Here is a 24,670-nt window from a genome sequence, read left to right as displayed (position 1 = left end):
ACTTCACCATGATGGTGTGCGAACACTCAGGCTTCTGCGGCGAGACAGGCGGAACAACATGAGCGACCCCCTCGACAAAGCCACATCCAAAGCCCCGCCGACCCTTGGCGAGGGGTGCCTGAGCCGTTACGACGTCGACGCAATGTCGCCGGAAGACGGCACGGACTTCGAGGGGGCGCAAGCGTTATGGAAAGAACTGACGTCTGCCAAACAGCAAAACGAATCAGACAGTCTTGATCCGCAGTAGCTTGTTTAAAAGTGGGCGCCCGACCATCAACAGAAACACCGGACCGCCTGCGACCAGATAGAAGTAATAGGTGACGATCCGCCAGATAAGGATCGCCGCCGCTGCCGTCGACTTGCCCATCATCGGCGCCAACAAGGCCGCCGACGTCAACTCCGCAGCTCCCGCACCGCCCGGCGAGAGGCTGAACTGCCCGGCGCTCAGCGAGAGCATCTGCACCAGAAACGTCCACGCCCAGTCGATATTCACGCCCAACCCTTGCAACGCCAGGTACAGCACGCTGTAACGCAGACTCCAGTGCACGCAGGTCAGCGCAAACACTTGCAGCAGTATGCGATGGGGCATCTTCCAGGTTTCCGCCAGCGCGTCGCGAAAATGCAACAGCTTGCGCGCCCAGCGAATACGCGTGGTGTTCTTGCGTTTCAGACGTTTGAGCACCCGACCGTTGAACAGAATGATGCGTCGGTGATACCGCGCGAAACCGGCGCAGGCGCAAAGCCCGGCGCCGATCAGCAGGGCGCTGGCAATGAGCATCCATTCAAGGTTTTCGCTGAGCTGGTGGAACACCGCGTAAATAAGGATGCCGATCAGTGCGAGCAGGAAAAACACCAGATCCATCAACTGGTCAGTGGCGAAAGCCGCTGTGCTCTTCGCCGGGCCGATGCCACTGCGCGAGAGCAGTGCCACCAGCGTCAGAGGCGCGCCGCTGCCACCGGGTGTCGCGCAGTAGGCAAACTCGGTCGCCATGACCACGGCAAGGCTCTTGCGCATGCCGAGCCCAGTGGCGGCGTCGCCGAGTAACAGGCGCAGGCGCATGGTGTTCATGCACCAGCCCACCAATACCATGCCGAACATGCCGATCAGGAGCATTACCGGGAAGTTGCGCAGGCGATGAAACATGTCCGCCCCGCCCATGAAAAACGGAATCAGCAGGGCGAGTATCAGTGCTGCTGCAAGCCAGCCAAGTCGCCTCACGCCGCAGACCTGGCGGCATTCAGGCCCTGTAACCAGGCAAATTTGCTCGTCGGCGTGCGGCCGTCGTTCAGCAGGCGCTCCAGGGCTTGCAGCCAATAAAGACGGGAGAAGTCGTGGCGCATGTCCACAGGGTGCAGACCCAGACGAATAGTTGCGGCGTTGTGCAATTGAGCCTCACGGTGGTTGCTGACGATTTTTGATACGCCCCGGCGCCAGGCGCTGCGAGCGCTCCAGACGATGCCGGGTGCATCGATCTCGGAAAAGTCCGGCAGACGATACAAGTGTTGGGCATCACTTGTGTAGTCCAACGGCAATTTTCGCAGGGCATCGCGCGTGCCTTCGCTCATCAGCCAGGCCGGTGCAACGAACCCGTGAAGCGGCCAGTCTTTGCGCCGGAACACTTCCATGCCGGCTTCGAGTCGCTCCATCGCCTGCTGCTCGTTGAGGGTGTAGAACTCGCCTTCCCAGGTGTAAATGCGGCGCATGAAAAAGTCCTGCGGCGTGCGCGGGGCAGGGCTGTCGTCGCAATGGTAATACCCGTGCAGCGCCAGTTCATCGCCCCGTGCAAGACGGTCGTGCATCAACCGCTGGAAATCCGGGTTGGCATCGATCGGGTCGTGCTTGTGGAAGTCCGGCACCACCAGCCAGGTAATGGGCACGTTTCCCAGCGCATCGACGGCTTCCACAAACGGGCGATAATCCGGCCAGGTCTGGGGTGCCACGTCGTGAAGGACCAGCATGACGCTGCGTGGCGTGTTCGCCAAGTGATCAGCCATGGGCATACCCCGGCTGGTGGGCGCCGAGCACTGCGTGGTAATGGCCGAGCAAGCCGGCGACGACGGTGTCCCACGCGTAGTGCCCCTCGACATGACGCCGCGCATTCGCGCCTCGGCGTGCCGCATTCTCGGCAAACAACTGACGCACGGCGACCGCCATGGCCAGCGGGTGATTGGGTTCGCACAGCAGGCCGCAGTGCTCTGGGATGATTTCGCCGAACGCACCGGCATCCACCGCGACCACCGGGATCCCGCTGGCCATGGCTTCGATCACCACCAGGCCGAAGGTCTCCTGATCCCCGGCATGCACTAGCGCATCAGCGCTTGCCAGCAGACGCGAGACCTCGGCGGCAGGGCGGAATTTATCCACAACCGTCACGTTTGTCGGCACGCTGGTTGGCATATGGGAGCCCACCAGCAACAGGTGATATCCGGCGCCCAGCGCCTTCATGCAATCGAGGAGAACGGTCAGGTTTTTCTCTTTCGACCCACGGCCGGCGAAGATAAGCAGGTGTGTTTCTTCTGTCAGGCCCAGTTCGGCCTTGAGGCCCGAATCTCGGCGAGAGGGATGAAACGTCTGCAGATCAACCCCCAACGGCTGCACATGAACGTTCTTCACACCCAGGCGGGTCAGCTTCTCCGCCATCGCGGCGCTCGGCGCCAGCACCCGGTCAAAGTTGCCGTAGAGCTTGCTCACGTAATTCTCGACGTTGGCGCCCAGCCAGGTGCCGATGCGGTTGCTCACCAGCAGCGGCAAATCGGAGTGGTAGAAGCCAATCACCGGCACGTCCAGTTGGCGCCGGGCATCCAGTGCCGCCCAGGCCGTCAGGTAAGGATCGCCGACTTCAATGAGGTCCGGCCGCAGGCTTCGCAGGGCAGCTCGCCAGGGACCGACGCGCAGCGGGAACCGATAGCCGTTGCCAAAAGGCACGGGCGGCGCCGGCACCCGGTACACGCCGTCCTCATGACTGCTTTGCGGCCCGGGAATCAGCAGGCTGTGGCGCACGCCCGGGTAAAGCGCGAGGCGACGGTGTTTGGCGTCCAGATACGTGCGCACGCCACCGCTGGCAGGGGCGTAGAACATGGTCATGTCAGCGATATGCACAGGATGCCTCCGTCCATTGATCGGTCCTTCTGGTTGACCGTCCACACATACAGATGTTCGGTTGCAGAACGTCGCACCCATGCCTGAGCCTAGGCCAATGGACGAGCGTTACGCCGCTTGCGCTAGAGTAGGGAGGTGGCCTGAGGGCTGATCAGCGGCGCCGGTCCAGTCGGGCTGTCGCCCCAGTCCCTCGGGAATATCAAATGCGACGCTTGGGTGAACGAATGCCTGACTCACAACAGATTTTTATTGGCGCTGACCTGACGGGCCAGCCGGTCGGGCAGGCGATGCGTCTGGCCAATCGTCACGGATTGGTGGCCGGCGCGACCGGTACCGGGAAAACCGTCACCTTGCAGCGTCTGGCGGAGGTGTTCAGCGATGCTGGCGTGGCGGTGTTCGCGGCGGACATCAAGGGTGATCTCTGCGGGCTCGGTGCTGCGGGTGAGCCCCAAGGCAAGATCGCCGAGCGCATCGCCGGCATGCCCTGGTTGCACCATAAACCTCAGGGTTATCCGGTGACGCTGTGGGATGTGCACGGTAAAACGGGCCATCCGTTGCGCACGACCCTGTCGGAAATGGGGCCGCTGCTGCTGGGAAGTTTGCTGGAATTGACGGACAGCCAGCAGTCGGCGCTCTACGCCGCATTCAAGGTGGCGGATCGGGAAGGTCTGTTGTTGCTGGACATCAAGGACCTCAAAGCGCTGCTCAACCATCTGCGTGACAACCCCGACGTGCTCGGCGATGACAGCGCCTTGATGACCACAGGCTCGAGTCAGGCGCTGTTACGTCGACTGGCGGTCCTTGAGCAGCAGGGCGCGGAGGCGCTGTTTGGCGAGCCGGCGCTGCAGCTGGAAGACCTTCTGCAGCCCGCAAGCGACGGCCGCGGGCAAATTCATCTGCTTGATGCCAGCCGGCTGGTGCACGAGTCGCCGAAGGTCTATGCCACCTTCCTGCTGTGGCTGCTGGCGGAGCTGTTCGAGCAGTTGCCCGAGCGCGGCGATGCCGATAAACCCTTGCTGGCGCTGTTCTTCGACGAGGCGCATTTGCTGTTTGCGGATACGCCGAAAGCGCTGCAGGAGCGGCTGGAACAAGTGGTGCGGCTGATTCGCTCGAAAGGCGTTGGCGTGTATTTCGTCACTCAGTCGCCGGGGGATCTGCCGGACTCCATTCTGGCGCAGCTCGGTTTGCGCATTCAGCACGGCCTGCGCGCGTTCACCAGCAAGGAGCAACGATCGCTGAAAGCCGTTGCGGACGGTTTTCGCCCCAATCCCGAGTTTGATGCGCTCTCGGTGCTGACGGAGTTGGGCATCGGCGAGGCGCTGGTGGGCACGCTGCAGGAAAAGGGCACGCCCGAGATCGTCCAGCGTGTGCTGGTCGCGCCGCCGCAATCTCGCATTGGGCCGTTGACCCAGGCCGAACGCGCCGCGCTGATCGCCCGGTCGCCACTGGCCGGTCGCTACGACAAACCCGTGGATCGCGAATCGGCGTATGAAATGCTGCTGGCGCGCAAAGGTGCATCGGTAGATCCCGCACACAAACCTGCCGCTGAGGAGAAGTCAGAAGGCGGCTTTGCCGACATGGCCGGTGGATTTCTGGGCGGGCTGGCGGGGCAGGCGGTCAAAAGTGCGATGCGCCAGGCCGCCACCCAGATCGGTCGCGAACTGGTGCGGGGATTGATGGGATCTTTGCTCGGGGGTAGTAAAAAACGCCGCTAGGCCTTCGCGCGCCGGCTCATTCCGATGAATGCGCATTTGATCCAGCGCCCACAAAAAAGCCCATTCAATGAATGGGCTTTTTCAGAACGGCCGGTGCAGTCAGGTCAGGCCAGCGCTTTGGACGCCAGCCAGAACAAGCCTGCCGACAGCGCGACAGTGGCGGGCAGTGTCAAAACCCATGCCAGCAGAATGTTGCGAACTGTCCCGCCCTGCAGGCCGCTTTTGTTCGCCACCATGGTCCCGGCGACGCCGGACGACAGGATGTGAGTCGTTGAAACCGGCAGGCTGAATACGTTGGCCAGCGCGATGGCGCTCGCGGTGGTGATCTGTGCAGACATGCCCTGAGCGTAGGTCATGCCTTGCTTGCCGATCTTCTCTCCGATGGTCAACACGACGCGTTTCCAGCCGACCATGGTGCCGATGCCCAGCGCCAATGCAACGGCGAAGATGACCCAGAACGGCGCGTATTCAGTGGTCGCGGTCAGGTCCTTGCGCAGTTTCTCCAGATCCGATTTTTCACGGGCATCCAGGGCCGGCAGCTTGCCGACTTTGCGTGCCGTGTCGTCCAGGCACAGCAAGTAGCGACGCACTTCAATGCGACGCTCTGGTGCGAGGCTGTGGTAGTCGTTGACGCCCTTGAGGTTGCTCAACAGCGCATCAATGGTCGGCTCGGTTTGCTCAGGGTTGCAGCTGAAACGCTCGGGCAGGTCGCCGGCCGCCGATTTGCCCAATGCCAGGTACTCGCCCAGCGTCGCGTTATTGCGCTGGTAAAACTGGCTCAGGTGCTGGGTCGCGTCTCGGGTGCGTTCGATCTGGTAGGTCGTGGTGCTCAGGTCGAGCACGAACTGCGCCGGGACGATACCGATCAGCACCAGCATGATCAGGCCGATGCCTTTCTGACCATCGTTGGAGCCGTGAACAAAGCTCACCGCCATCGCCGAAATCACCAGAACCAGGCGATTCCAGAAAGGAGGATGCTTTTTGTCGTCGAGCTTGCGGCGCTGTTCCGGGGTCTTGTGCATTTTGGACAGGGGACGCCAGGCCTTGAGCCCCAGCAGTACCAGACCTGCCACGATGAAGCCGGCCAATGGCGAGAACACCAGCGAAGCGCCGATATCGATCGCTTTTTGCCAGTTAACGCCTTCGCCCAGCGGAATGTTATTGATCAGCGCATTGGCCAGGCCTACACCCAGAATCGACCCGATCAGCGTGTGGGAGCTGGATGCCGGGATACCAAAATACCAGGTGCCGAGGTTCCAGGTAATGGCCGCCGCCAGCAGCGAAAACACCATGGCCAGACCGTGACCGGTGTTGACGTTGATCAACAACTCGACCGGCAGCAGATGGACGATGGCATACGCCACGCCGACGCCACCCAGGAGCACCCCGAGAAAATTGAACACACCCGAGAAAAATACCGCCAGATGAGGCGGCATGGCCTTGGTGTAAATGACTGTCGCCACCGCGTTGGCGGTGTCATGAAAGCCGTTGATGAACTCGAAGGTGAGGACAAACGCCAGGGCGAGCAACAAGCTCACAATCACCCAAGCATCCAGTCCGCTGAATAAATCGATCATGGAAGGTTTTCTGACCCGGTCTTAAGGGGGCGGGATTATGACAGAAAAAAAACTGCGCGATAGGCGCGCTGCTCATTGGTAGCAGCCTGCGACGAAATTTCTGTCCTGCCAGCCCGTTGACTTCCTGTCGTGAAGGAGCGTGCGAAGCATCCCTGAACCATAGACGAGTCTGTAAAACCTGGCGTTAAGGCACTTGAAACGCTTGCCGTCGGCTGTTTGAGTCAGCGACCGGCAAGCGGGCGACTCAAGGCTCTTCCTTGAGTTCTTCTTCCATCTTCTGCAGCTCTTGCTTGAACGCCTGGTCAAGCAGGCTGGCCCGTTTGCGCCAGGGCTTGCGCTCTGGCTCGGGCTGGGCGGCGTATGTTGTCACTTCGCCGCCGTACACTTCTTTGTAACGTTGTTCCTGGCGCTCTAGTTCTGCGCGCAGTTCATCTTTGGTCACGTTAATACCTGATCGAGTCGAATGTAATCCCGGTGATGACGCCGAGTCTGGAAGTGTCGCACCTGACGATCGCAATGTATCGGATCAGGAATACTCATCGGGCAGGGGCGCTGCGCAGGATGATTAACACTTCAAGCAAGGGCGGCTACGTGCACCAGAATGAAAAAACTGTCGTAGCAACATTCTTTATTGATTGCCTGCAGGATGGCAAATGACCAAGGTATTGGCCTGCCGTCGCTGAACATTGCGATCGAGTCGAGCAATGCCTGCGTGAGTTTGGATCCATGCCGGATAAGGCGGTGGATTAAACAGCGCGGTAGCGGTATTGGGCCTCAATGACGGCCACTATCGCGAAGATGCGCAGGCGAGTCAACTGTCGAGACTGTCGCAGTCGGACAACTGAGGATTTATACCTTTTTGATGTACGAAGGTTCCTAAGTTGCCCAGTCCGATTTATGACGTAACTTGGCGAGTCAATTGTTTAACGCTACAGGCAGTTTTCTGGCGACGTAAATTCACGGGTTATGAAACCGCGAACAGCCGATGTGTATTTATACGCTTACAGATAAATGCGAAAGGCAGAGACAAAAACGGCCTTGGGTTAGCAAGGCCGTGCCTGGGACTTCTCAGTGGGTACCTGACCAGTAATCCAAAGAAGCCTCATATGGCAGGTGAAAGGTATAAGCAACCGTACGGCCGGTCAATTGCGATTATCGCCCACTCGTTCGATAATCGCACAAAGCTGGCTTGCCGTGGGTTCCAAAACAGGCGAGAGTGGCGTTCTACAAGGCTTTTGCGGCCACGACGAACGGTGCCAGCATGAACGATCAATTGCGTAATTCTTTCACGTCACTTGCGCCGCCGATTGTTGCGTCCCCCGCTAAAAGGATTCAGGCGCTCACCGGTGATCCTGACTTCATGACCTCTCTGGCGCGAGGGTTGGCCGTCATCCATGCATTTCAAGAGCGCAAGCGGCACCTGACCATCGCGCAGATCAGCCACCGCACGGAAATCCCCAGAGCAGCAGTTCGTCGCTGCCTGCACACACTGATCAAGCTGGGTTACGCCACCACTGACGGCCGCACGTACTCGCTGCTGCCGAAAGTGCTGACCCTCGGCCATGCCTATTTGTCCTCGACTCCCCTGGCGGTCTCGTCGCAGCCGTATCTGGATCGCATGAGTGATCAGCTGCACGAGGCCTGCAACATGGCCACACTGGAAGGCGACGACATTCTTTATATAGCCCGCTCCGCCACGACTCAGCGATTGATCTCCGTGGACCTGGCAGTGGGTGGGCGTTTGCCGGCGTACTGCACGTCCATGGGCAGAATCCTGCTGGCGGCGCTGGACGATGTGTCGTTGCAGGAATACCTCGACCATGTCGACCTGCAACCCAAAACCAGCCGCACCTTGCGCACTCCCGAAGCCTTGCTCGAATGCCTGCAGCAAGTGCGGCAACAGGGCTGGTGTATTGTCGACCAGGAACTCGAGCAGGGTTTGCGTTCCATCGCGGTGCCGGTCTACGACGCCTCGGGTCAGGTGCTCGCGGCGCTGAATGTCAGCACCAGCGCCGGTCGGGTAACGCGTAACGAGCTGGAGCAGAAGTTCTTGCCCATCATGCTGGATGCCAGCCGTGACCTCAGCACGCAGCTCTTTACCTGATGCTTAAAGGGCCGGACACACCCAGCCGGATCGCAATCACCACTCTCCGTTCGGTGATCGAACACTTAGTCGATTATCGGATTGTTCCGCTCCGGCCCCAGGCATAACCTCATTTGCAACGCCGCCTCTGTCGAGACACGGTAACCAAGTGTGAACCTGGAGCACCTCATGGCTGCAATTCTTTCCCTTCACGAAGCGGTGACGCAATTCGTCAACGATGGCGACACCGTTGCGCTGGAAGGCTTCACCCACCTGATTCCTACCGCGGCCGGACATGAGCTCATTCGCCAGAAGAAGAAAGACCTCACCCTGGTGCGCATGACCCCCGACTTGATCTATGACCAATTGATCGGCGCAGGCTGTGCGAAACGGCTGATTTTCTCGTGGGGCGGCAATCCGGGCGTCGGCTCGTTGCATCGGCTTCGCGATGCGGTCGAACGGCAATGGCCGCAACCCCTGGAGATTGAAGAACACAGCCATGCCGACCTTGCCAACGCCTACGTGGCGGGGGCGTCGGGCCTGCCTTTCGCGGTGCTGCGTGCGTATGCCGGCTCCGACTTGCCGAAGGTCAACCCGCTGATCAAGTCAGTCACCTGCCCATTCACCGGCGAAGTGCTGGCGGCGGTGCCGGCGGCACGTCCTGACGTCACCGTTATCCATGCTCAAAAAGCCGATCGCAAAGGTAACGTGCTGCTGTGGGGCATCCTTGGCGTGCAGAAAGAGGCAGCGTTGGCGGCCAGGCGCTGCATCGTCACGGTCGAGGAAATCGTCGATGACCTCAAAGCACCGATGAACGCTTGCGTGCTGCCAACCTGGGCGCTCAGCGCTGTCTGCCTTGTGCCCGGCGGCGCTCATCCTTCCTACGCCCACGGCTACTACGAACGCGACAACCGTTTCTATCAGGCGTGGGACGCCATCGCCCGCGACCGTGAGGCGTTTACCGCCTGGATTGACGAATACATCCATGGCACCCGCGACTTCGGTGAGTTCAAGCACAAGCTGGCCCACGTGGCGGAGGCTACCCAATGACCTATTCCACCAGCGAAATGATGACCGTCGCCGCCGCACGTCGGTTGAAAAATGGCGCCGTGTGCTTTGTCGGCATTGGTCTGCCCTCCAAAGCGGCCAATCTGGCGCGCCTGACGTCATCGCCTGACGTGGTGCTGATTTATGAATCAGGGCCCATCGGTGCCAAGCCTGATGTGCTGCCGCTGTCCATCGGTGACGGCGAACTGGCGGAAACCGCTGACACCGTGGTGTCCACCAGCGAAATCTTCCGTTACTGGCTGCAGGGCGGTCGGGTCGATGTCGGGTTTCTCGGCGCGGCTCAGGTCGACCGGTTCGGCAATATCAACACAACGGTGGTCGGCGACTACCACCACCCGAAAGTGCGCCTGCCGGGGGCGGGGGGCGCGCCGGAGATCGCCGGGTCGGTCAAAGAAGTGCTGATCATCCTCAAACAGTCGCCGCGGACCTTCGTCAATAAGCTGGACTTCCTGACTTCGGTCGGCCACGGCGAAGGTGGCGACTCGCGCAAACGCCTCGGCCTGCCGGGGGCCGGGCCGGTTGGCATCATCACTGACCTGTGCATCATGGAGCCGGAAGCGGGCACCCACGAATTCGTCGTGACCACGCTGCACCCGGGCGTGACCCGCGAGCAGGTGATCGCCGCCACCGGTTGGGACGTGCGTTTTGCCGACACCGTCGCGAATTCCGATGCGCCAAGTGAGTACGAACTGAACGCGCTGCGTGATCTGGAAGCGCGGACCGCTGCCGCCCATGGTCAAACGCCGGGAGAAGCATGATGCGTGACGTCTTTATCTGTGACGCGATTCGTACCCCCATTGGCCGTTTTGGTGGCGCCCTGGCGAGCGTTCGGGCGGATGATCTGGCAGCGTTGCCGATCAAGGCCCTGATGGCGCGCAACCCATCGGTCAACTGGGATGAGCTGGACGAAGTGTTCCTTGGCTGCGCCAATCAGGCCGGTGAGGACAACCGTAACGTCGCCCGTATGGCGGCGCTGTTGGCGGGGTTGCCGGCGAGCGTGCCGGGCGTGACCGTCAATCGCCTGTGCGCTTCGGGCCTGGACGCGGTGGGTTCTGCGTTCCGCGCTATCGCCTGCGGTGAAATGGAGCTGGCCATCGCCGGCGGCGTCGAGTCCATGTCACGCGCGCCGTTCGTGATGGGCAAGGCCGACACGGCATTCGGCCGCACCCAAAAGCTGGAAGACACCACCCTGGGCTGGCGTTTCGTCAATCCGCAGATGAAGGACCGGTACGGCGTTGAGACCATGCCGCAGACCGGCGACAACGTCGCTGAGGATTTCGGCATCTCCCGGGAGGATCAGGATGCGTTCGCCCTGCGCAGCCAGCAACGCACGGCGGCGGCTCAGGCTGCGGGCTTCTTCGCCGAAGAAATCGTGCCCGTGTGGGTCGCCCACAAGAAAGGCGAGACCGTCGTCGACACCGACGAGCACCCCCGTGCCGACACCAGCCTTGAGGCACTCAGCAAGCTCAAGCCGGTCAACGGCCCCGGCAAAACGGTCACGGCCGGCAACGCAGCGGGGCTGAACGACGGCGCGGCGGCGATGATTCTGGCGTCCGCCGAAGCCGTGAAGAAACACGTCCTGACGCCCCGCGCCCGCGTGTTGGGCATGGCCAGTGCCGGCGTGGAGCCACGCGTCATGGGCATCGGCCCGGTGCCGGCGGTGCGCAAACTGCTTGGACGGCTGGGGATGGCGGTCAGTGATTTCGACGTCATCGAACTCAACGAGGCCTTCGCCAGCCAAGGCTTGGCGGTCATGCGTGAGCTGGGTATCGCCGACGACTCGCCGAAGGTCAATCCCAACGGTGGCTCGATCTCGCTGGGGCATCCGCTGGGCATGAGCGGCGCGCGTCTGGTGCTGACGGCCTTGCATCAATTGGAGAAAACCGGCGGCAGCAAAGCGCTGGCAACAATGTGCGTCGGTGTGGGGCAGGGGCTGGCCCTCGCGATAGCGCGCTAAACGGCAGTCCCGCAACTCAGCCACCCGAGTCATCGGTTGCTTCCACGAAAGGAGCAACTTGCTGACTCGGGTGGTTGTCCTTGTGATGTCGAAACGTTACTGCTTAAGTCTAAATGTTGCAGGTTATGTCTTAGACTGGCTGACCTTACTAACACCTGGGGAGATAATAATGACAACGACTCACTACACCGGCGAAGAGCGGCGCAAGCGGATCTTCGCCATCGTCGGGGCTTCATCGGGCAATCTCGTCGAATGGTTCGACTTCTACGTCTACGCCTTCTGCGCCATCTATTTCGCGCCTGCGTTCTTTCCTTCCGATGACCCGACCGTTCAATTGCTCAATACAGCGGGTGTTTTTGCTGCTGGCTTCCTGATGCGGCCTATCGGCGGCTGGCTGTTCGGTCGCGTGGCCGACAAGCACGGCCGCAAGAACTCGATGATGATTTCCGTGCTGATGATGTGTGCGGGCTCGCTGGTCATTGCCTGTCTTCCCACCTATGCATCGATCGGTGCCTGGGCGCCGTTTCTGCTGTTGATGGCGCGCCTGTTTCAAGGCCTGTCGGTGGGTGGTGAGTACGGCACCACCGCCACGTACATGAGCGAAGTCGCGTTGCGGGGGCAGCGCGGGTTTTTCGCTTCGTTTCAGTACGTGACGCTGATTGGCGGCCAGCTGTTGGCCGTGCTGACCGTGGTCATCCTGCAGCAGTTTCTCAGTGCCGATGAGCTGAAAGCCTACGGCTGGCGGATTCCGTTCGTGGTCGGTGCGGTGGCGGCGGTGATTTCGCTGGTGCTGCGCCGGTCGCTGAAAGAGACCACCACCGCCGAAGTCCGTCAGAACAAAGACGCGGGAAGCGTGTCTGCGTTGTTTCGCGATCACAAAGCGGCGTTCATCACCGTGCTCGGCTACACCGCCGGCGGCTCGCTGATTTTCTACACCTTCACCACGTATATGCAGAAATACCTGGTCAACACCGTGCACATGGACGCCAAGGTCGCGAGCTACATCATGACCGGCGCACTGTTCCTGTACATGTGCATGCAGCCGGTGTTCGGCATGCTCGCTGACAAGATCGGCCGTCGCGCTTCGATGCTGTGGTTCGGCGGGCTGGGCACGCTGTGCACGGTGCCGCTGCTGCTGACCCTGAAAACCACCACCAGCCCGATCATCGCGTTCGTGCTGATCACCCTGGCGCTGGCCATCGTCAGTTTCTACACCTCCATCAGCGGCCTGGTGAAAGCCGAGATGTTCCCCGTTCAGGTTCGTGCGCTGGGCGTTGGTCTGGCCTACGCCGTGGCTAACGCGATCTTCGGTGGCTCGGCTGAATACGTGGCCCTGGGCCTGAAGAACATGGGCATGGAAAACACCTTCTACTGGTACGTCACCGCGATGATGGCGATTGCTTTTCTGTTCAGCCTGCGACTGCCGAAGAAGCCGGCTTACTTGCACGAAGATCACTGATCCCCGGATCTTGAGGCGCGCGTCCTTGCCGGGCGCGTGCTGTCCCTATTGATCACACTCATTCCACGTGTTTCACGGAGCGACTGCCATGGCGTTCGTACAACTCGAAGACGGTGAGCTGCATTATGAAATTGACGGCCCGGTGGATGCGCCGGTGCTGGTGCTGTCCAACTCACTGGGCACCGACCTGCATATGTGGGACGCGCAGATCCCGGCGCTGAGCAAGTCATTCCGCGTCGTGCGTTACGACACACGCGGCCACGGCCAGTCCCTGGTCACCCAGGGGCCTTACACCCTCTCGCAACTGGGACGCGACGTGCTGGCGCTGCTCGATGCATTGAAAATCGAACGCGCGCATTTTTGCGGATTGTCCATGGGCGGCCTGATCGGTCAGTGGCTGGGCATCCATGCCAACGACCGGCTGCACAAGCTGATTCTGTGCAACACCGCCGCGAAGATCGGCGACACGGAAACCTGGGCACCGCGCATCGCGCAGGTGGAGAAGGGAGGTGAGCGGGCAATGACGGAAATGGGCGCTGGCGCCATTGGGCGTTGGTTTACCCCCGCCTTTGCCAGTCAGCACCCCGACAAAGTTACGCCCATCACCGACGTACTGGCGGCAACTTCCCCATTGGGTTACGCCGCCTGCTGCGCTGCCGTCCGGGATGCCGATCTGCGCAAGGAAGTCGGTTCGATCACCGTGCCCACGCTGATCATCTGCGGCAGCCATGACGCCGTCACGACGGTGGCGGACGGGCATTTTCTGCAGAACCACATCCACGGCAGCGAGCTCTCCGACTATTACGCCGCGCACCTGTCCAGCGTCGAGTTGGGTGAAGTCTTCGCCCTGCGCGTGACGGAATTTTTGCTGGCGTGACGTCTGCGGGCTGCTCGCTTACGGCTTGAAAAAGCCGTGGTGACAGCCAAAAAAAACCCACCAATCGGTGGGTTTTTTCATACGCGCTGGATCAGAACAAGCGGGTGGACGGCACATCGCCCGCCGTTGGCTGACGCTCGCCGGTCGGGGTCTGTTCGTACCAGCCGCCGCCCAGGGCGCGGTACAAATTGACCTCGCTGCTGAGCTGGGACAGGCGATCGGTGATCAACGACTGTTGCGCGTTGAACAACTGACGCTGAGCGTCGAGGAATGTCAGGTTGCTGTCGATCCCGATGCGGTAGCGACGCTCGGCCAGACGGTAGTAGTCCTGGTTGGCGTTGACGAAGTCCGTCTGCGCCTTGAGCTGATCGGTGTAGGTCTTGCGCGCGGCCAGACCGTCGGAGACTTCCTGGAACGCCGTCTGAATCGCCTTCTCGTAGTTGGCGACGCCGATGTCTTTCTGGATCTTCGAGTAGTCGAGGCTTGCGCGCAGACTGCCTGCGTTGAAGATCGGCAGATTGATCGTCGGCTCGAACAACCACGTCCCCGAACCGCCCTTGAACAGGCCGCTCAGATCGCCGCTCGCCGTACCGGCGCTGGCCGTGAGGCTGATGCTCGGGAAGAACGCGGCACGTGCGGCGCCGATGTTGGCGTTGGCGGCTTTCAGGCTGTATTCGGCCTGCAGAATGTCCGGACGACGCTGCAGCAATTCCGACGGCAGACCCGCTGGCATCTCGTTGAGCATGTCAGCGCTCAATGGTTTCGAGGCGGGCAGGTTGGCTGGCAGACTGGTGCCCAACAACAGCACCAGGTTGTTTTCGTCCTGGGCGACCAGCCGCTGATACTGAGCCAGCTTGACGCGGGCGCTTTCGACGGAGGTGCGCGACTGCGCCAGATCCAGCGCCGAGGCCACGCCCACTTCGCTGCTGCGGGAAGTGAGACGCAGGCTTTCCTCGAAGGCGCCCAAGGTGTCCTGGGTCAGCTTCAACAGCTCTTTGTCCGCTTCCCACGTCAGGTAGGCATTGGCAACGTTGGCGACCAGGCTGATCTGCGTGCTGCGACGGCCTTCTTCACCGGCGAAGTAGGTCTGCAGCGCCTGCTCACTCAGGCTGCGCACCCGGCCGAACAGATCCAGCTCATAGGAACTGATACCCAGACCCACCGAATACTGACTGGTGATATTGGATTCGCCCGTTTGCGACAGGTCACCCGGAACGCGCTGACGCGTGCCGCTGCCCGAGGCTGCGACGGCCGGGAACAGGTCCGCACGTTGAATGCGGTACTGCGCGCGGTAGGCGTCGATGTTCAGCGCGGCGACGCGCAGGTCACGGTTGTTCTGCAGCGACGTCTGAATCAGCTGCTGCAGCGCCGGGTCATGGAAAAACTGACGCCAGCCTTGCTCGGCCGCCGCCTGATTCGCCGCCTGGGCCGGCGAATACGCCGGACCTTGCGGGAACTGAGCCGGCACCGGTGCGGCGGGCTGCTTGTAATCGGGGATCAACGAGCAGCCGCCGAGAATGAACGCGGTGACCGCCAGCGAAATCAGGGACTTGCTCATTGGCCAGCCTCATCGTGTGGAGTGTGTTTCTGTTTGCCTTTGAACAGCGAGGATATCGAAACGAAGAACAACGGTACCCAGAAGATCGCCAGAATAACCGCGGTGATCATACCGCCGATTACGCCCGTACCGATCGAATGCTGGCTACCGGCACCGGCACCCGAGGAAATCGCCAGCGGGACTACACCGAGGATGAACGCCATGGACGTCATCACGATCGGCCGCAGACGCATCCGGCAGGCTTCGATGGTTGCGTCCACGATGCCCTTGCCCTGCTCATGCAGTTCCTTGGCGAACTCGACGATCAGAATGGCGTTTTTCGCTGCCAGACCTACCGTCACCAAGAGCCCTACCTGGAAGAACACGTCGTTGGACAGGCCGCGCAGGCTCGTTGCAACCAGCGCACCGATCACCCCAAGCGGGATCACCAGCAGCACGGCGATCGGAATCGACCAGCTTTCATACAGCGCCGCCAGACACAGGAACACGATCAGAATGGACAGTGCGTACAGCGCCGGAGCCTGGGAACCGGACAGACGCTCTTCATAGGACAGACCCGTCCACGAGAGACCAACGCCGGCCGGCAATTTCTTCGCCAGTTGCTCGATCTCGGCCATCGCTTCACCGGTGCTGTAACCCGGCGCCGGAGTACCCAGCACTTCCTCGGCCGGCACACCGTTGTAACGTGACAGCTTCGGCGAACCGAATACCCACTCTCCGCTGGCGAACGAGGCAAAAGGCACCATCTCGCCGGCGGTATTGCGCACGTACCACTTCTTCAAGTCTTCCGGCTTCATCCGCGCACTGGCATCGCCCTGCACGTACACCTTCTTGACCCGACCGCGGTCGATGAAGTCGTTGATGTAGCTGCCACCCATCGCGATGGACAGCGTGGTGTTGATGTCCGACAGGCTCAGACCCAGTGCCTGCGCGCGCTCGTCATCGATGACCAGTTGATACTGCGGCTCATCGTTCAGACCGTTCGGACGCACGCCCGCCAGAATCTTGCTCTGTGCCGCCATGCCCAGCAGTTGGTTACGCGCTTCCATCAGCTTGGCGTGACCCACGCCGCCCTGATCCTGCAAATACACGTCGAAACCGGTGGCGTTACCCAGTTCCAGTACCGCAGGCGGTACGACCGCGAAGGTCATTGCATCGCGGAAACCGAAGAAGTGCTGCTGCGCCCGTTTGGCCAGCTCGAACACGCTGTTGGAGGCATTACGATCGCCCCACGGTTTCAGCATGATAAACGCCAGACCGGAGCTCTGACCGCGACCGGCAAAGTTGAAGCCGTTAACGGTGAACACCGAATTGACCGCGCCCGATTCTTCTTCCAGCAGGTACTTACGCATGTTGTCGATGACGGTCTGCGTACGTTCAGCCGAGGAGCCCGGTGGCGTCTGCACCTGGGCGAAAATAACGCCCTGGTCTTCTTCCGGCAGGAACGCGCTCGGAATGCGGGTGAACATCCAGATGGTGCCGCAGACAATCAGCGCATACACGATAAAGGCCGGAACCTTGTGCTTGAGCATGTTGCCGACGCCACGCTCGTAGCTCACTACGCTGCGGTCGAAGGTACGGTTGAACCAGCCAAAGAATCCACGTTTCGGCTGCCCGTGTTTCTCGTGGTCGATCGGCTTGAGCAGGGTGGAGCACAACGCCGGGGTGAAGATCAGCGCGACCAGTACCGAAAGCGCCATCGCCGAAACGATGGTGATAGAGAACTGCCGGTAGATCACACCCGTGGAGCCGCCGAAGAACGCCATTGGCAACAGAACCGCACACAACACCAGTGCGATACCGACCAGTGCGCCCTGGATCTGCTCCATGGATTTGATCGTGGCGTCCCGCGGCGAAAGTTTGTCCTCCGCCATCACCCGCTCGACGTTTTCCACCACAACGATGGCATCGTCCACCAGCAAGCCGATGGCGAGAATCACCCCGAACATGGTCAGCGTGTTGATGGTGAAGCCAGCCGCCGCGAGGATCCCGAACGTACCCAGCAATACCACCGGCACGGTCATCGTGGTGATGATGGTGGCGCGGAAGTTCTGCAGGAACAGGTACATCACCAGGAACACCAGGATGATCGCTTCACCCAGGGTGTGAACCACACCGGTGATGGATTCCTGAACCACTGGCGTGGTGTCGTACGGGTAAACCACTTTCATGCCAGGCGGAAAGAACGGCTCCAGCTGGGCAATCGTGGCGCGGATCGCCTTGGCGGTGTCCAGCGCGTTGGCACCGGTCGCCAGCTTGATCGCCAGACCTGAGGCCGCCTTGCCGTTGAACTGTGCGTCAATGCTGTAGTTTTCGCCGCCCAGACCGACTTTGGCGACGTCTTTGAGACGAACCTGCGAACCGTCCTGATTGACCTTCAACAGAATGTTGCCGAACTGCTCGGCCGTCTGCAGACGGGTTTTACCGATGATCGTGGCGTTCAGCTGCTGGCCCTTGAGCGCAGGCAAACCGCCGATCTGGCCGGAAGACACCTGAACGTTTTGGGCAGTGATGGCCGTCTTGACGTCGACCGGCGTCAGCTGAAAGTTGTTCAGCTTGGCCGGATCGAGCCAGATACGCATGGCGTACTGGGCACCGAAAACCTGGAAGTCACCCACACCGGAGGTACGGGAAATCGGGTCCTGCATGTTCGACACGATGTAGTTGGACAAGTCTTCCTTGCCCATGCTGCCGTCTTCGGACACCAGACCGACGACCATCAGGAAGTTCTTCACCGCCTTGGTCACGCGGATACCCTGTTGCTGCACCTCTTGGGGCAGTAGCGGGGTGGCCAGGTTGAGCTTGTTCTGCACCTGAACCTGAGCGATGTCGGGGTTGGTCCCCTGGTTGAACGTCGCGGTGATGGTCATGCTGCCGTCGGAGTTACTTTCCGAGGACACATAACGCAGGTTGTCGATACCGTTGAGCTGCTGCTCGATCACCTGAACCACGGTGTCCTGCACGGTTTGCGCGTTCGCGCCCGGGTAGGTCACCTGGATTGCGATGGCCGGTGGGGCAATGGCCGGGTATTGGTTGATCGGTAGCTTGAGGATCGAAAGCGTCCCCACCAGCATGATCACGAGGGCAATTACCCACGCGAAAATTGGCCGGTCGATAAAAAATTTCGACATGAATTACTCCCCTTTGCTGCCTGCGGCTTTATCAGTTGCCGGGGCAGTTGCCGGGTTAGCTGCATTGACGTTGGTGGCTTCGGCCACTTTCACTTCAGCACCTGGCTTGACGTATTGCAGCCCTTCGGTGATCACGCGATCACCTGCGCTCAAGCCTTTTTCTACCAGCCAGTCGCTGCCGATAGTACGGTTGGCGACCAGGGTCCGGGACTCGACCTTGTTATCGGCATTCACCACCAGTGCGGTCGGGGTGCCTTTCAGGTCGCGGGTGACGCCTTGCTGTGGAACCAGAATCGCATTTTCAGCCACGCCCGATTGCAGTCGTGCGTGCACGAACATGCCTGGAAGCAGCGTGTGGTCCGGGTTCGGGAACACGGCGCGCAGCGTCACGGAACCGGTGGTCTGGTCGACCGACACTTCGGAGAACTCGAGCTTGCCTTCAGTTGAATAGAGGCTGCCGTCTTCCAGCACCAGCTTGACCTTGGCGGCGTTGTCGCCGGCTTTCTGCAGCTTGCCGCTTTCCAGCTCGCGACGCAGCTTGAGCATGTCGGCCGAAGACTGAATCACGTCGACGTAGATCGGGTCGAGCTGCTGAATGGTGGCCATCGCATCGGCCTGACCATTGCTGACCAGCGCACCTTCCGTCACCAGCGAACGACCAATGCGGCCGGAAATCGGCGCGTAGACCTTGGTGTAACGCAGGTTGATCTCGGCTGTCTGCACCGCCGCCTTCGCTTCGCGGGCCGAACCGACCGCCGTGTCGTATTCCTGACGGCTGACCGCTTGCTCGTTGATCAGCTGCTTGTAGCGGCCAGCGAGGGAGTTGGAGGATTCGTAGGTGGCTTTGGCGCTGTCCAGGGTGGCCTGGTAAATCGCCGGATCGATCTGGTAGAGCTGCTGACCGGCTTTGACGTCTCCACCTTCGGTGAACAGACGCTTGAGGATGATGCCGTTCACTTGCGGACGTACTTCGGCGATCCGGAACGCGGTGGTCCGGCCCGGCAGTTCAGACGTCAGGGTGTAGGCCTGGGTTTTCAGAGTAACGACGCCGACCTGAGGGGGCGGTGGTGCTGCGGCCGCTTCTTCCTTCTTGCTGCATCCGGAGAGCAGCGATGCCAGGGCGACGGCAGTGACCAGAACGGTAACAGCTGGCTTGAATTGCATGAAGATCCTCGGGTCAGGAGCCTGAACTCATGAAAAGTGGAAAGGGGCGGGAAAGGGTTCCTGCTGGATAAGTAGGATGCTAATGAATATACTTACATTCACGGTTGTTTGTAAACACCCAAGAGTGTGACACTCCAGCGCACCGAGGGCATCGATTGTAGATCCGGGACAAGGCATTACAAAGGCCGCCCGACATGCTGTTCAGGCCACTCGACCAGAGCGCTTGACGCATTTTCATAGAGGTTTTTACTGCCATGGTCCGACGCACGAAAGAAGAGGCTCAGGAAACCCGCAGGCAGATTCTGGAAGCTGCCGAGCAGGCTTTCTATGATCGAGGGGTTTCCCGCACGACGCTCGCCGACATTGCGGCCCTGGCTGGCGTGACCCGTGGCGCGATCTATTGGCATTTCAGCAACAAGGCCGATCTGGTCCAGGCGATGCTCGACAGTCTGCACGAGCCCCTCGAGGAAATGGCAAGAGCGAGTGAGAGCGAAGATGAGGTTGATCCACTGGGATGGACGCGCAAGCTTCTCATTCATTTGTTTCAACAAGTTGCCAGCGATCCTAAAACCCGCCGCATCAATGAAATCCTGTTTCATAAATTCGAATTTACCGACGAAATGTGTGACATGCGGCAACAACGGCAGTTTGTCTGGCTTGACGCCAACGAGCGGATCGCACTGGCACTCAGTAACGCCTCCCGGCAAGGCCAGCTCCCCGCTGACATCAATCCGCAACGCGCGGCGATCTGCCTGCACGCTTATATACACGGCATTCTCGGCCAGTGGCTGCTGGTGCCGGAAAGCTTCTCGCTGCAGGATGATGCGGAGCGATTGGTCGATGGCATTCTCGACATGCTCCGCTTCAGCCCGGCGTTGCGCGACCCGGTGTCTTCCGCATTCTCAGTCAGCTGACCTGCCAGCACCGGGCCGGTCCCTGGGAAAACGGCGCTGTGTGGCGGTTGGCCTGTATCTATACCGCGCCTGACCTTCGCTGAACAGGCGGTTTACCCTCGCTTTACCCAGCGATTACGGTGATTCAGCCCTCATTCAGGCAGGGGTGCCCATTGAAGTGCCGAATGCTGCCCTATTGCAATCTGGCGTCTACGCTCTCCCCATAACCAATAAGAGTGGGGGCGAGGCGATGGCAGTTGTATCAAAAAACGCATGCAGAACACTTCTGGTTAGTGCGCTTGCCGCCCTGAGCATCGGACACGGGTGGGCAGCGGGCGACGAAGTCCAGGAAGCGGAAGCCGCCAAGGGGCTGCTGGAAAAAGCCGTGGCCCGTTACCGCGTCCAGGGTGACAAGGCGCTCGCCGAATTCAGCCGTCAGGGCGAGTTCGTCGATGGCGAGCGTTATGTCTTCGTCACCGATACCAAGGGGATTATGCTAGCAAGTGGTGGGCCATCGGTGGCGCTGATCGGCCGTGACGTATCGTCGGTGCTCGATCCTGAGCTGCAGAAAAACTTCAAGCAGGTGCTGCAAACCCCGGAAAGCGCCGGCATTCAGCAGGCCGAGTATCGCTGGCAGAACTGGCGCGACGGTAAAGTCGAGCGCAAGCGCGTGTATTTTCAGCGCATCGGCGATCGGGTTCTGGCCGTCGGTTACTACCTGCCGCGCGCTTCGCCGGAGCAGGCGAGGGCGTTGCTCGACAAGGCGTCCAAGGCGCTGGAACAGGATAAGGACGGCACCCTTCGCGCCATCAACGACCTCAAGGGCGGATTTCTGCAAGATGATCTGTACGTCTTCGTGGTGAACGTCGACACCAAACGCTATGTCGCCCATGGCACCAACCTGCGGCTGGTGAATACCGACTTCAGCAAGGTCAAGGACCCTGAAGGCAAGCCGGTCGGCATTCCGATGCTCGAGCTCGTCAAGAAACAGTCTGAAGGCGAATACGAATACCGCTGGCGCAACCCGGTCACCAGCAAAATCGAACACAAGCACGCCTACGTGCGCAAGGTCGGTGCATTCCTGGTGGCGGTGGGTTATTACAGCGGCTGATCGCCCTGACAGGTTCGTTTAGCGGTCCTTGTCGTCCCGCCCGCGCAGCAGGTTGTTGGGCATCGCCAGTGCAGCAGACAAACCCAGCAGCGACACGGCTGCGCTGGTGATCAACAGGTGCTGAAAGGTCATCGACAGCTGCCCGCGCAGCAATTCAAGCGCGGGACCGCTGGCGGCGTGCAGACTGTCCATCAGCACATTGCCCGAACCTTCGCCCGGGATCGAACTGCCGCCGACCTGGGCAATCCCTGAACCGGCGAGCATCGCCAGCAGCAGTGCTGACATCGTTGCGACACCGACTGCACCGCCCAATGACCGAAACAGGTTGGTCGTACTGGTCGCCACGCCCATGTCTTTAACCTCCACCGAGTTCTGCGTGCCCACCAGCGAGGTCGGAAACTGCATGCCGCTGGCGATGCCGGTGAGGACCATGAACAGGCTCGTCAGAAGGGCCGACTGCGGCGGCGTGAAGGCGATACCGAGGATTGCCAGCGGCATCAACGCCGCGCCGGTGAGGATGATCGGTTTGTAGCGGCCCGTCAGCGAAGTGCGGCGGCCACCAAAGTACGCGCCGATAGGCATGCCGATGGCCAGTGGCATCAGGTGCAACGCCGCGCTGTCGGCCCCCGCACCGGTGACGGTCTGAAAGCGCAACGGCAGCAGCACGATGAGCGAAATGGCCTGAAAGCTGGTGAAGAAAATCGTGCACCAGCAGAGCACCGCGCTGCGATTGGCGAACAGATGCATGGGCAGCAGAGGCTCGCGAGTGCGCCGCTCATACAGCACAAAAATCAGCAGTGCGAGCAGCGCCACCGACAGTTGCAGGACCACCGACTCGTCGCGCCAGCTGCGACCCTGGCCGATTTCGGTAATGCCCAGCAGCAACGACGTCAGGCCGATGATCATGAGCACCGTGCCCAGGTAGTCGATCACCGGTTTGCGTTGGGGGATCGGCAGGCCCACCAGCGTTTTGCGCGCCACCCACCAGGCCGCCAGCCCCAGCGGGAGATTGATAATGAACACCCAGCGCCACGACAGGTACTCGGTCATGAAGCCGCCGAGCACCGGCCCGGCGACGCTCGCCGCAGCGTACATGCCGCTGAAGTAACCCTGATAGCGACCGCGCTCCCGGGGCGGAACGATGTCGCCGATGATCGCCTGGCTCACGGACACCATGCCGCCGGCGCCGATGCCTTGCAGCACCCGCGCCAGCACCAGTTGCTCCATGCTCTGGGCCATGGCGCAGAACAGCGAGGCGAGGGTAAAGGTCGCCAGCCCGAACAGCATCAAGCGGCGTCGGCCATATAAATCCCCCAGCTTGCCGTAAATCGGCACGGCCACGGTGAGCGCGACCATGTAGGCCGAGATCACCCAGGCGAGCAGGTCGAAATCCTGGAATTGGGCGGAGATGGCCGGCATTGAAACCGCGACGATGGTCTGATCCAGCGCGCTGAGAAACACGGCCATCATCAGCGCAAACAGAATGCTGCGGATGTCCGGACGGGGTTGATTAAGGCTCGTCACAGAAGGGACTCGACTGGCAGATTGACCCGCTGAACATCCGCAGGAATTTGCGCCAAGTCTAGTCCGTTAGCTTGCTAATCGATAGCAGGCTGTGGGGATTTTCGCAGTACGTTGACCCGCGTTACGTCGACCGGCAGTTGCCGTCAACGAAGGGCGCTGAACGTCGCATCAGTGGGCATGCAATGCCCCATCGTGCAGACCACCGCCACGCGGGGCGTCTGCCGCATTTGTTCGATTCGGTAAGCACCTGCGGCGTACAGGCTCAACACGGCAGTAACGGCGACGACATAAACGCACTGTCTTTTTATTGTGGTTCTCATGACATTTGCCTCGATCCGGTAGGACGACTGTTTCAAAGCGGACACTGTCAGTGTAGGTCGCTATCGGCGAGTGGACCGGGCGATGGGGATTGAATGTTTGTATCAGCCGGGCCGTTGGTGAAGAGCCAGCATTGCGCCGCTCAGCCGATGCGCCGCTCAGCCGCCTGCAGCGACAGCCAGTCCAGCAGATCCTGCAGTGTGGAAGGAACGCTGGCGCCTTTGGGATGCACGAAGTAATACGCCGCGCCGGTCCGGACCTTCAGCTCGAAAGGCATGACCAGGCGCCCCGCGCTCAGGTCTTCGCCGATCAGCGACCAGTCGCCAATGGCGACCCCCGTCCCTTGTGAGGCGACCGTCATCGCCAGGTCCATCGTGTCGAAGTGCTGACCGTGCTCGACATTGCTCAGCTTCGCTCCGGCGGCCTTCAGCCACAGCGTCCAGTCACGCTCGTCGAGGGTGGGGTGCAGGAGCATGTGCCGTTCCAGATCGGCGGCGCGGGCGAGGGGATTGCTGGACGCCAGGGACGGCGAGCACACCGGCGTCAGTTGTTCGTCGAACAGGTGCTGCACGTGACTGGAATCAACCGGTTTCGCGCCGAACACCACGGCGGCATCGAAATCCTCACGCCTAAAATCCACCGTGTGCGCGCTCGTCGTGGTCAGTTGCACCGGCACGTCAGGCCGTTCTTTCTGCCACTGCATCAGGCGCGGCAACAACCAGCGGCTGATGCAGGTCGGTGCCTTGATTTGCAGCGCCCTCGGTCTGGCATCGACTTGATCCACCGCCGCCTCGATCAGGCTGAACACTTGCTCAATGTGCGGCAGCAGCTCGCGGCCCTGGGCGGTCAGGCTCAAGCCACGGGCCTGACGATTGAACAGGCGATAGCCCAAGTGAGCTTCCAGCCCGGCGATCTGCCGGCTGACGGCGCCCTGGGTGAGGTGCAGCGCCTCCGCAGCCCGGGTGAAATTGCAGCACTTCGCCGTGATCAGGAACGTATGCAGCGCGGGCAGGGGAGGAAGGCGTTTCATCGGCGGGTGAGCCATGAGCTGAGGACATGGCTAAGCATGACATTTTTTGCGTTGTGGTCGATACGGCCCCGCAGCTTCAATAGTCGCCTATCGAGCCTGGCACAT

General features: G+C 60.9%; 20 protein-coding genes. 10 read left to right on the top strand and 10 right to left on the bottom strand.

The genetic code is table 11. The features are described from left to right. Positions 1-58 precede the first annotated feature (58 nt). Entirely contained in the window at positions 59-247 is a 189-nt protein-coding gene (locus QWI18_RS06140; protein WP_192132823.1) for a hypothetical protein, read from the top strand. Here the strand turns inward: QWI18_RS06140 and QWI18_RS06135 are convergent. From QWI18_RS06135 to QWI18_RS06125, 3 genes are read right to left on the bottom strand one after another with little or no spacing between them, the layout of a single operon-like run. Further along, positions 224-1,219: a lysylphosphatidylglycerol synthase transmembrane domain-containing protein gene (locus QWI18_RS06135; protein WP_083233245.1), complete on the bottom strand. Its 996-nt coding sequence runs from the start codon at positions 1,217-1,219 to the stop codon at positions 224-226. The genes QWI18_RS06140 and QWI18_RS06135 overlap by 24 nt on opposite strands. Beyond that, positions 1,216-1,995: a DUF2334 domain-containing protein gene (locus QWI18_RS06130; RefSeq protein ID WP_369318428.1), complete on the bottom strand. Its 780-nt coding sequence runs from the start codon at positions 1,993-1,995 to the stop codon at positions 1,216-1,218. The genes QWI18_RS06135 and QWI18_RS06130 overlap by 4 nt, the downstream gene beginning before the upstream one ends. Further along, positions 1,988-3,100 (bottom strand): glycosyltransferase family 4 protein, encoded by a 1,113-nt coding sequence (locus QWI18_RS06125; RefSeq protein WP_369318427.1) that lies wholly within the window; start codon positions 3,098-3,100, stop codon positions 1,988-1,990. The genes QWI18_RS06130 and QWI18_RS06125 overlap by 8 nt, the downstream gene beginning before the upstream one ends. Positions 3,101-3,324: 224 nt before the next feature. Between QWI18_RS06125 and QWI18_RS06120 the strand changes: the two genes are divergently transcribed. Further along, entirely contained in the window at positions 3,325-4,815 is a 1,491-nt protein-coding gene (locus tag QWI18_RS06120) for a helicase HerA-like domain-containing protein (protein ID WP_369318426.1), read from the top strand. Between the two features lie 104 nt (positions 4,816-4,919). Here QWI18_RS06120 and QWI18_RS06115 read toward each other — a convergent pair whose 3' ends face one another. Together QWI18_RS06115 and QWI18_RS06110 are read right to left on the bottom strand one after the other, a co-directional pair. Further along, entirely contained in the window at positions 4,920-6,392 is a 1,473-nt protein-coding gene (locus QWI18_RS06115) for an inorganic phosphate transporter (RefSeq protein ID WP_065992277.1), read from the bottom strand. A gap of 244 nt (positions 6,393-6,636) precedes the next feature. Then, entirely contained in the window at positions 6,637-6,834 is a 198-nt protein-coding gene (locus QWI18_RS06110; protein WP_037014498.1) for a hypothetical protein, read from the bottom strand. Between the two features lie 819 nt (positions 6,835-7,653). On the opposite strand from QWI18_RS06110, the gene pcaR reads away from it, so the two are divergent. From pcaR to pcaD, 6 genes are all read left to right on the top strand, one after another. Further along, positions 7,654-8,496 (top strand): pca regulon transcriptional regulator PcaR, encoded by an 843-nt coding sequence (pcaR, locus tag QWI18_RS06105; RefSeq protein WP_065993181.1) that lies wholly within the window; start codon positions 7,654-7,656, stop codon positions 8,494-8,496. 168 nt (positions 8,497-8,664) lie between these two features. Beyond that, a complete protein-coding gene (locus QWI18_RS06100; RefSeq protein ID WP_369318425.1) occupies positions 8,665-9,525 on the top strand; it encodes a CoA transferase subunit A in 861 nt (286 codons plus the stop codon). Beyond that, a complete protein-coding gene (locus tag QWI18_RS06095; RefSeq protein WP_192132827.1) occupies positions 9,522-10,301 on the top strand; it encodes a CoA-transferase subunit beta in 780 nt (259 codons plus the stop codon). Before QWI18_RS06100 ends, QWI18_RS06095 begins: the two co-directional genes overlap by 4 nt. Beyond that, on the top strand, positions 10,298-11,500 hold the full coding sequence (pcaF, locus tag QWI18_RS06090; RefSeq protein WP_369318424.1) for a 3-oxoadipyl-CoA thiolase: 1,203 nt from the start codon (positions 10,298-10,300) through the stop codon (positions 11,498-11,500). The genes QWI18_RS06095 and pcaF overlap by 4 nt, the downstream gene beginning before the upstream one ends. A 169-nt stretch (positions 11,501-11,669) precedes the next feature. Next, positions 11,670-12,959 carry an MFS family transporter gene (locus QWI18_RS06085; RefSeq protein WP_065992283.1) on the top strand — a complete coding sequence of 430 codons (1,290 nt, stop codon included), beginning with the start codon at positions 11,670-11,672 and terminating at the stop codon, positions 12,957-12,959. A gap of 88 nt (positions 12,960-13,047) precedes the next feature. After that, positions 13,048-13,836 carry a 3-oxoadipate enol-lactonase gene (pcaD, locus tag QWI18_RS06080; RefSeq protein WP_369318423.1) on the top strand — a complete coding sequence of 263 codons (789 nt, stop codon included), beginning with the start codon at positions 13,048-13,050 and terminating at the stop codon, positions 13,834-13,836. 91 nt (positions 13,837-13,927) lie between these two features. Here the strand turns inward: pcaD and QWI18_RS06075 are convergent, their stop codons facing one another. From QWI18_RS06075 to QWI18_RS06065, 3 genes are read right to left on the bottom strand one after another with little or no spacing between them, the layout of a single operon-like run. Continuing rightward, on the bottom strand, positions 13,928-15,394 hold the full coding sequence (locus QWI18_RS06075; protein ID WP_065992285.1) for an AdeC/AdeK/OprM family multidrug efflux complex outer membrane factor: 1,467 nt from the start codon (positions 15,392-15,394) through the stop codon (positions 13,928-13,930). Continuing rightward, a complete protein-coding gene (locus QWI18_RS06070; RefSeq protein ID WP_369318422.1) occupies positions 15,391-18,525 on the bottom strand; it encodes an efflux RND transporter permease subunit in 3,135 nt (1,044 codons plus the stop codon). The genes QWI18_RS06075 and QWI18_RS06070 overlap by 4 nt, the downstream gene beginning before the upstream one ends. A gap of 3 nt (positions 18,526-18,528) precedes the next feature. Continuing rightward, a complete protein-coding gene (locus QWI18_RS06065) occupies positions 18,529-19,689 on the bottom strand; it encodes an efflux RND transporter periplasmic adaptor subunit (RefSeq protein WP_192135287.1) in 1,161 nt (386 codons plus the stop codon). 254 nt (positions 19,690-19,943) lie between these two features. Here QWI18_RS06065 and QWI18_RS06060 point away from each other — a divergent pair, with 254 nt between their 5' ends. Next, positions 19,944-20,603: a TetR family transcriptional regulator gene (locus tag QWI18_RS06060; protein ID WP_369318421.1), complete on the top strand. Its 660-nt coding sequence runs from the start codon at positions 19,944-19,946 to the stop codon at positions 20,601-20,603. A gap of 229 nt (positions 20,604-20,832) precedes the next feature. After that, positions 20,833-21,693, top strand: coding sequence for a cache domain-containing protein (locus QWI18_RS06055; RefSeq protein WP_369318420.1), 861 nt, complete (start codon positions 20,833-20,835; stop codon positions 21,691-21,693). Between the two features lie 18 nt (positions 21,694-21,711). Here QWI18_RS06055 and QWI18_RS06050 read toward each other — a convergent pair whose 3' ends face one another. Together QWI18_RS06050 and QWI18_RS06045 are read right to left on the bottom strand one after the other, a co-directional pair. Beyond that, the gene (locus tag QWI18_RS06050; protein WP_296309887.1) at positions 21,712-23,217 is read right to left on the bottom strand and encodes an MDR family MFS transporter; all 1,506 of its coding nucleotides are present in this window, start codon (positions 23,215-23,217) and stop codon (positions 21,712-21,714) included. Between the two features lie 460 nt (positions 23,218-23,677). Beyond that, positions 23,678-24,565, bottom strand: coding sequence for a LysR substrate-binding domain-containing protein (locus QWI18_RS06045; RefSeq protein WP_369318419.1), 888 nt, complete (start codon positions 24,563-24,565; stop codon positions 23,678-23,680). Positions 24,566-24,670 lie beyond the last annotated feature (105 nt).

The sequence above is a fragment of the Pseudomonas sp. W2Oct36 genome (genome assembly GCF_041060465.1).
GTDB lineage: Bacteria > Pseudomonadota > Gammaproteobacteria > Pseudomonadales > Pseudomonadaceae > Aquipseudomonas > Aquipseudomonas graminis_B.
Note: the sequence above shows the minus strand (reverse complement) of the source record. Positions and strands in the feature narration are given on the sequence as shown.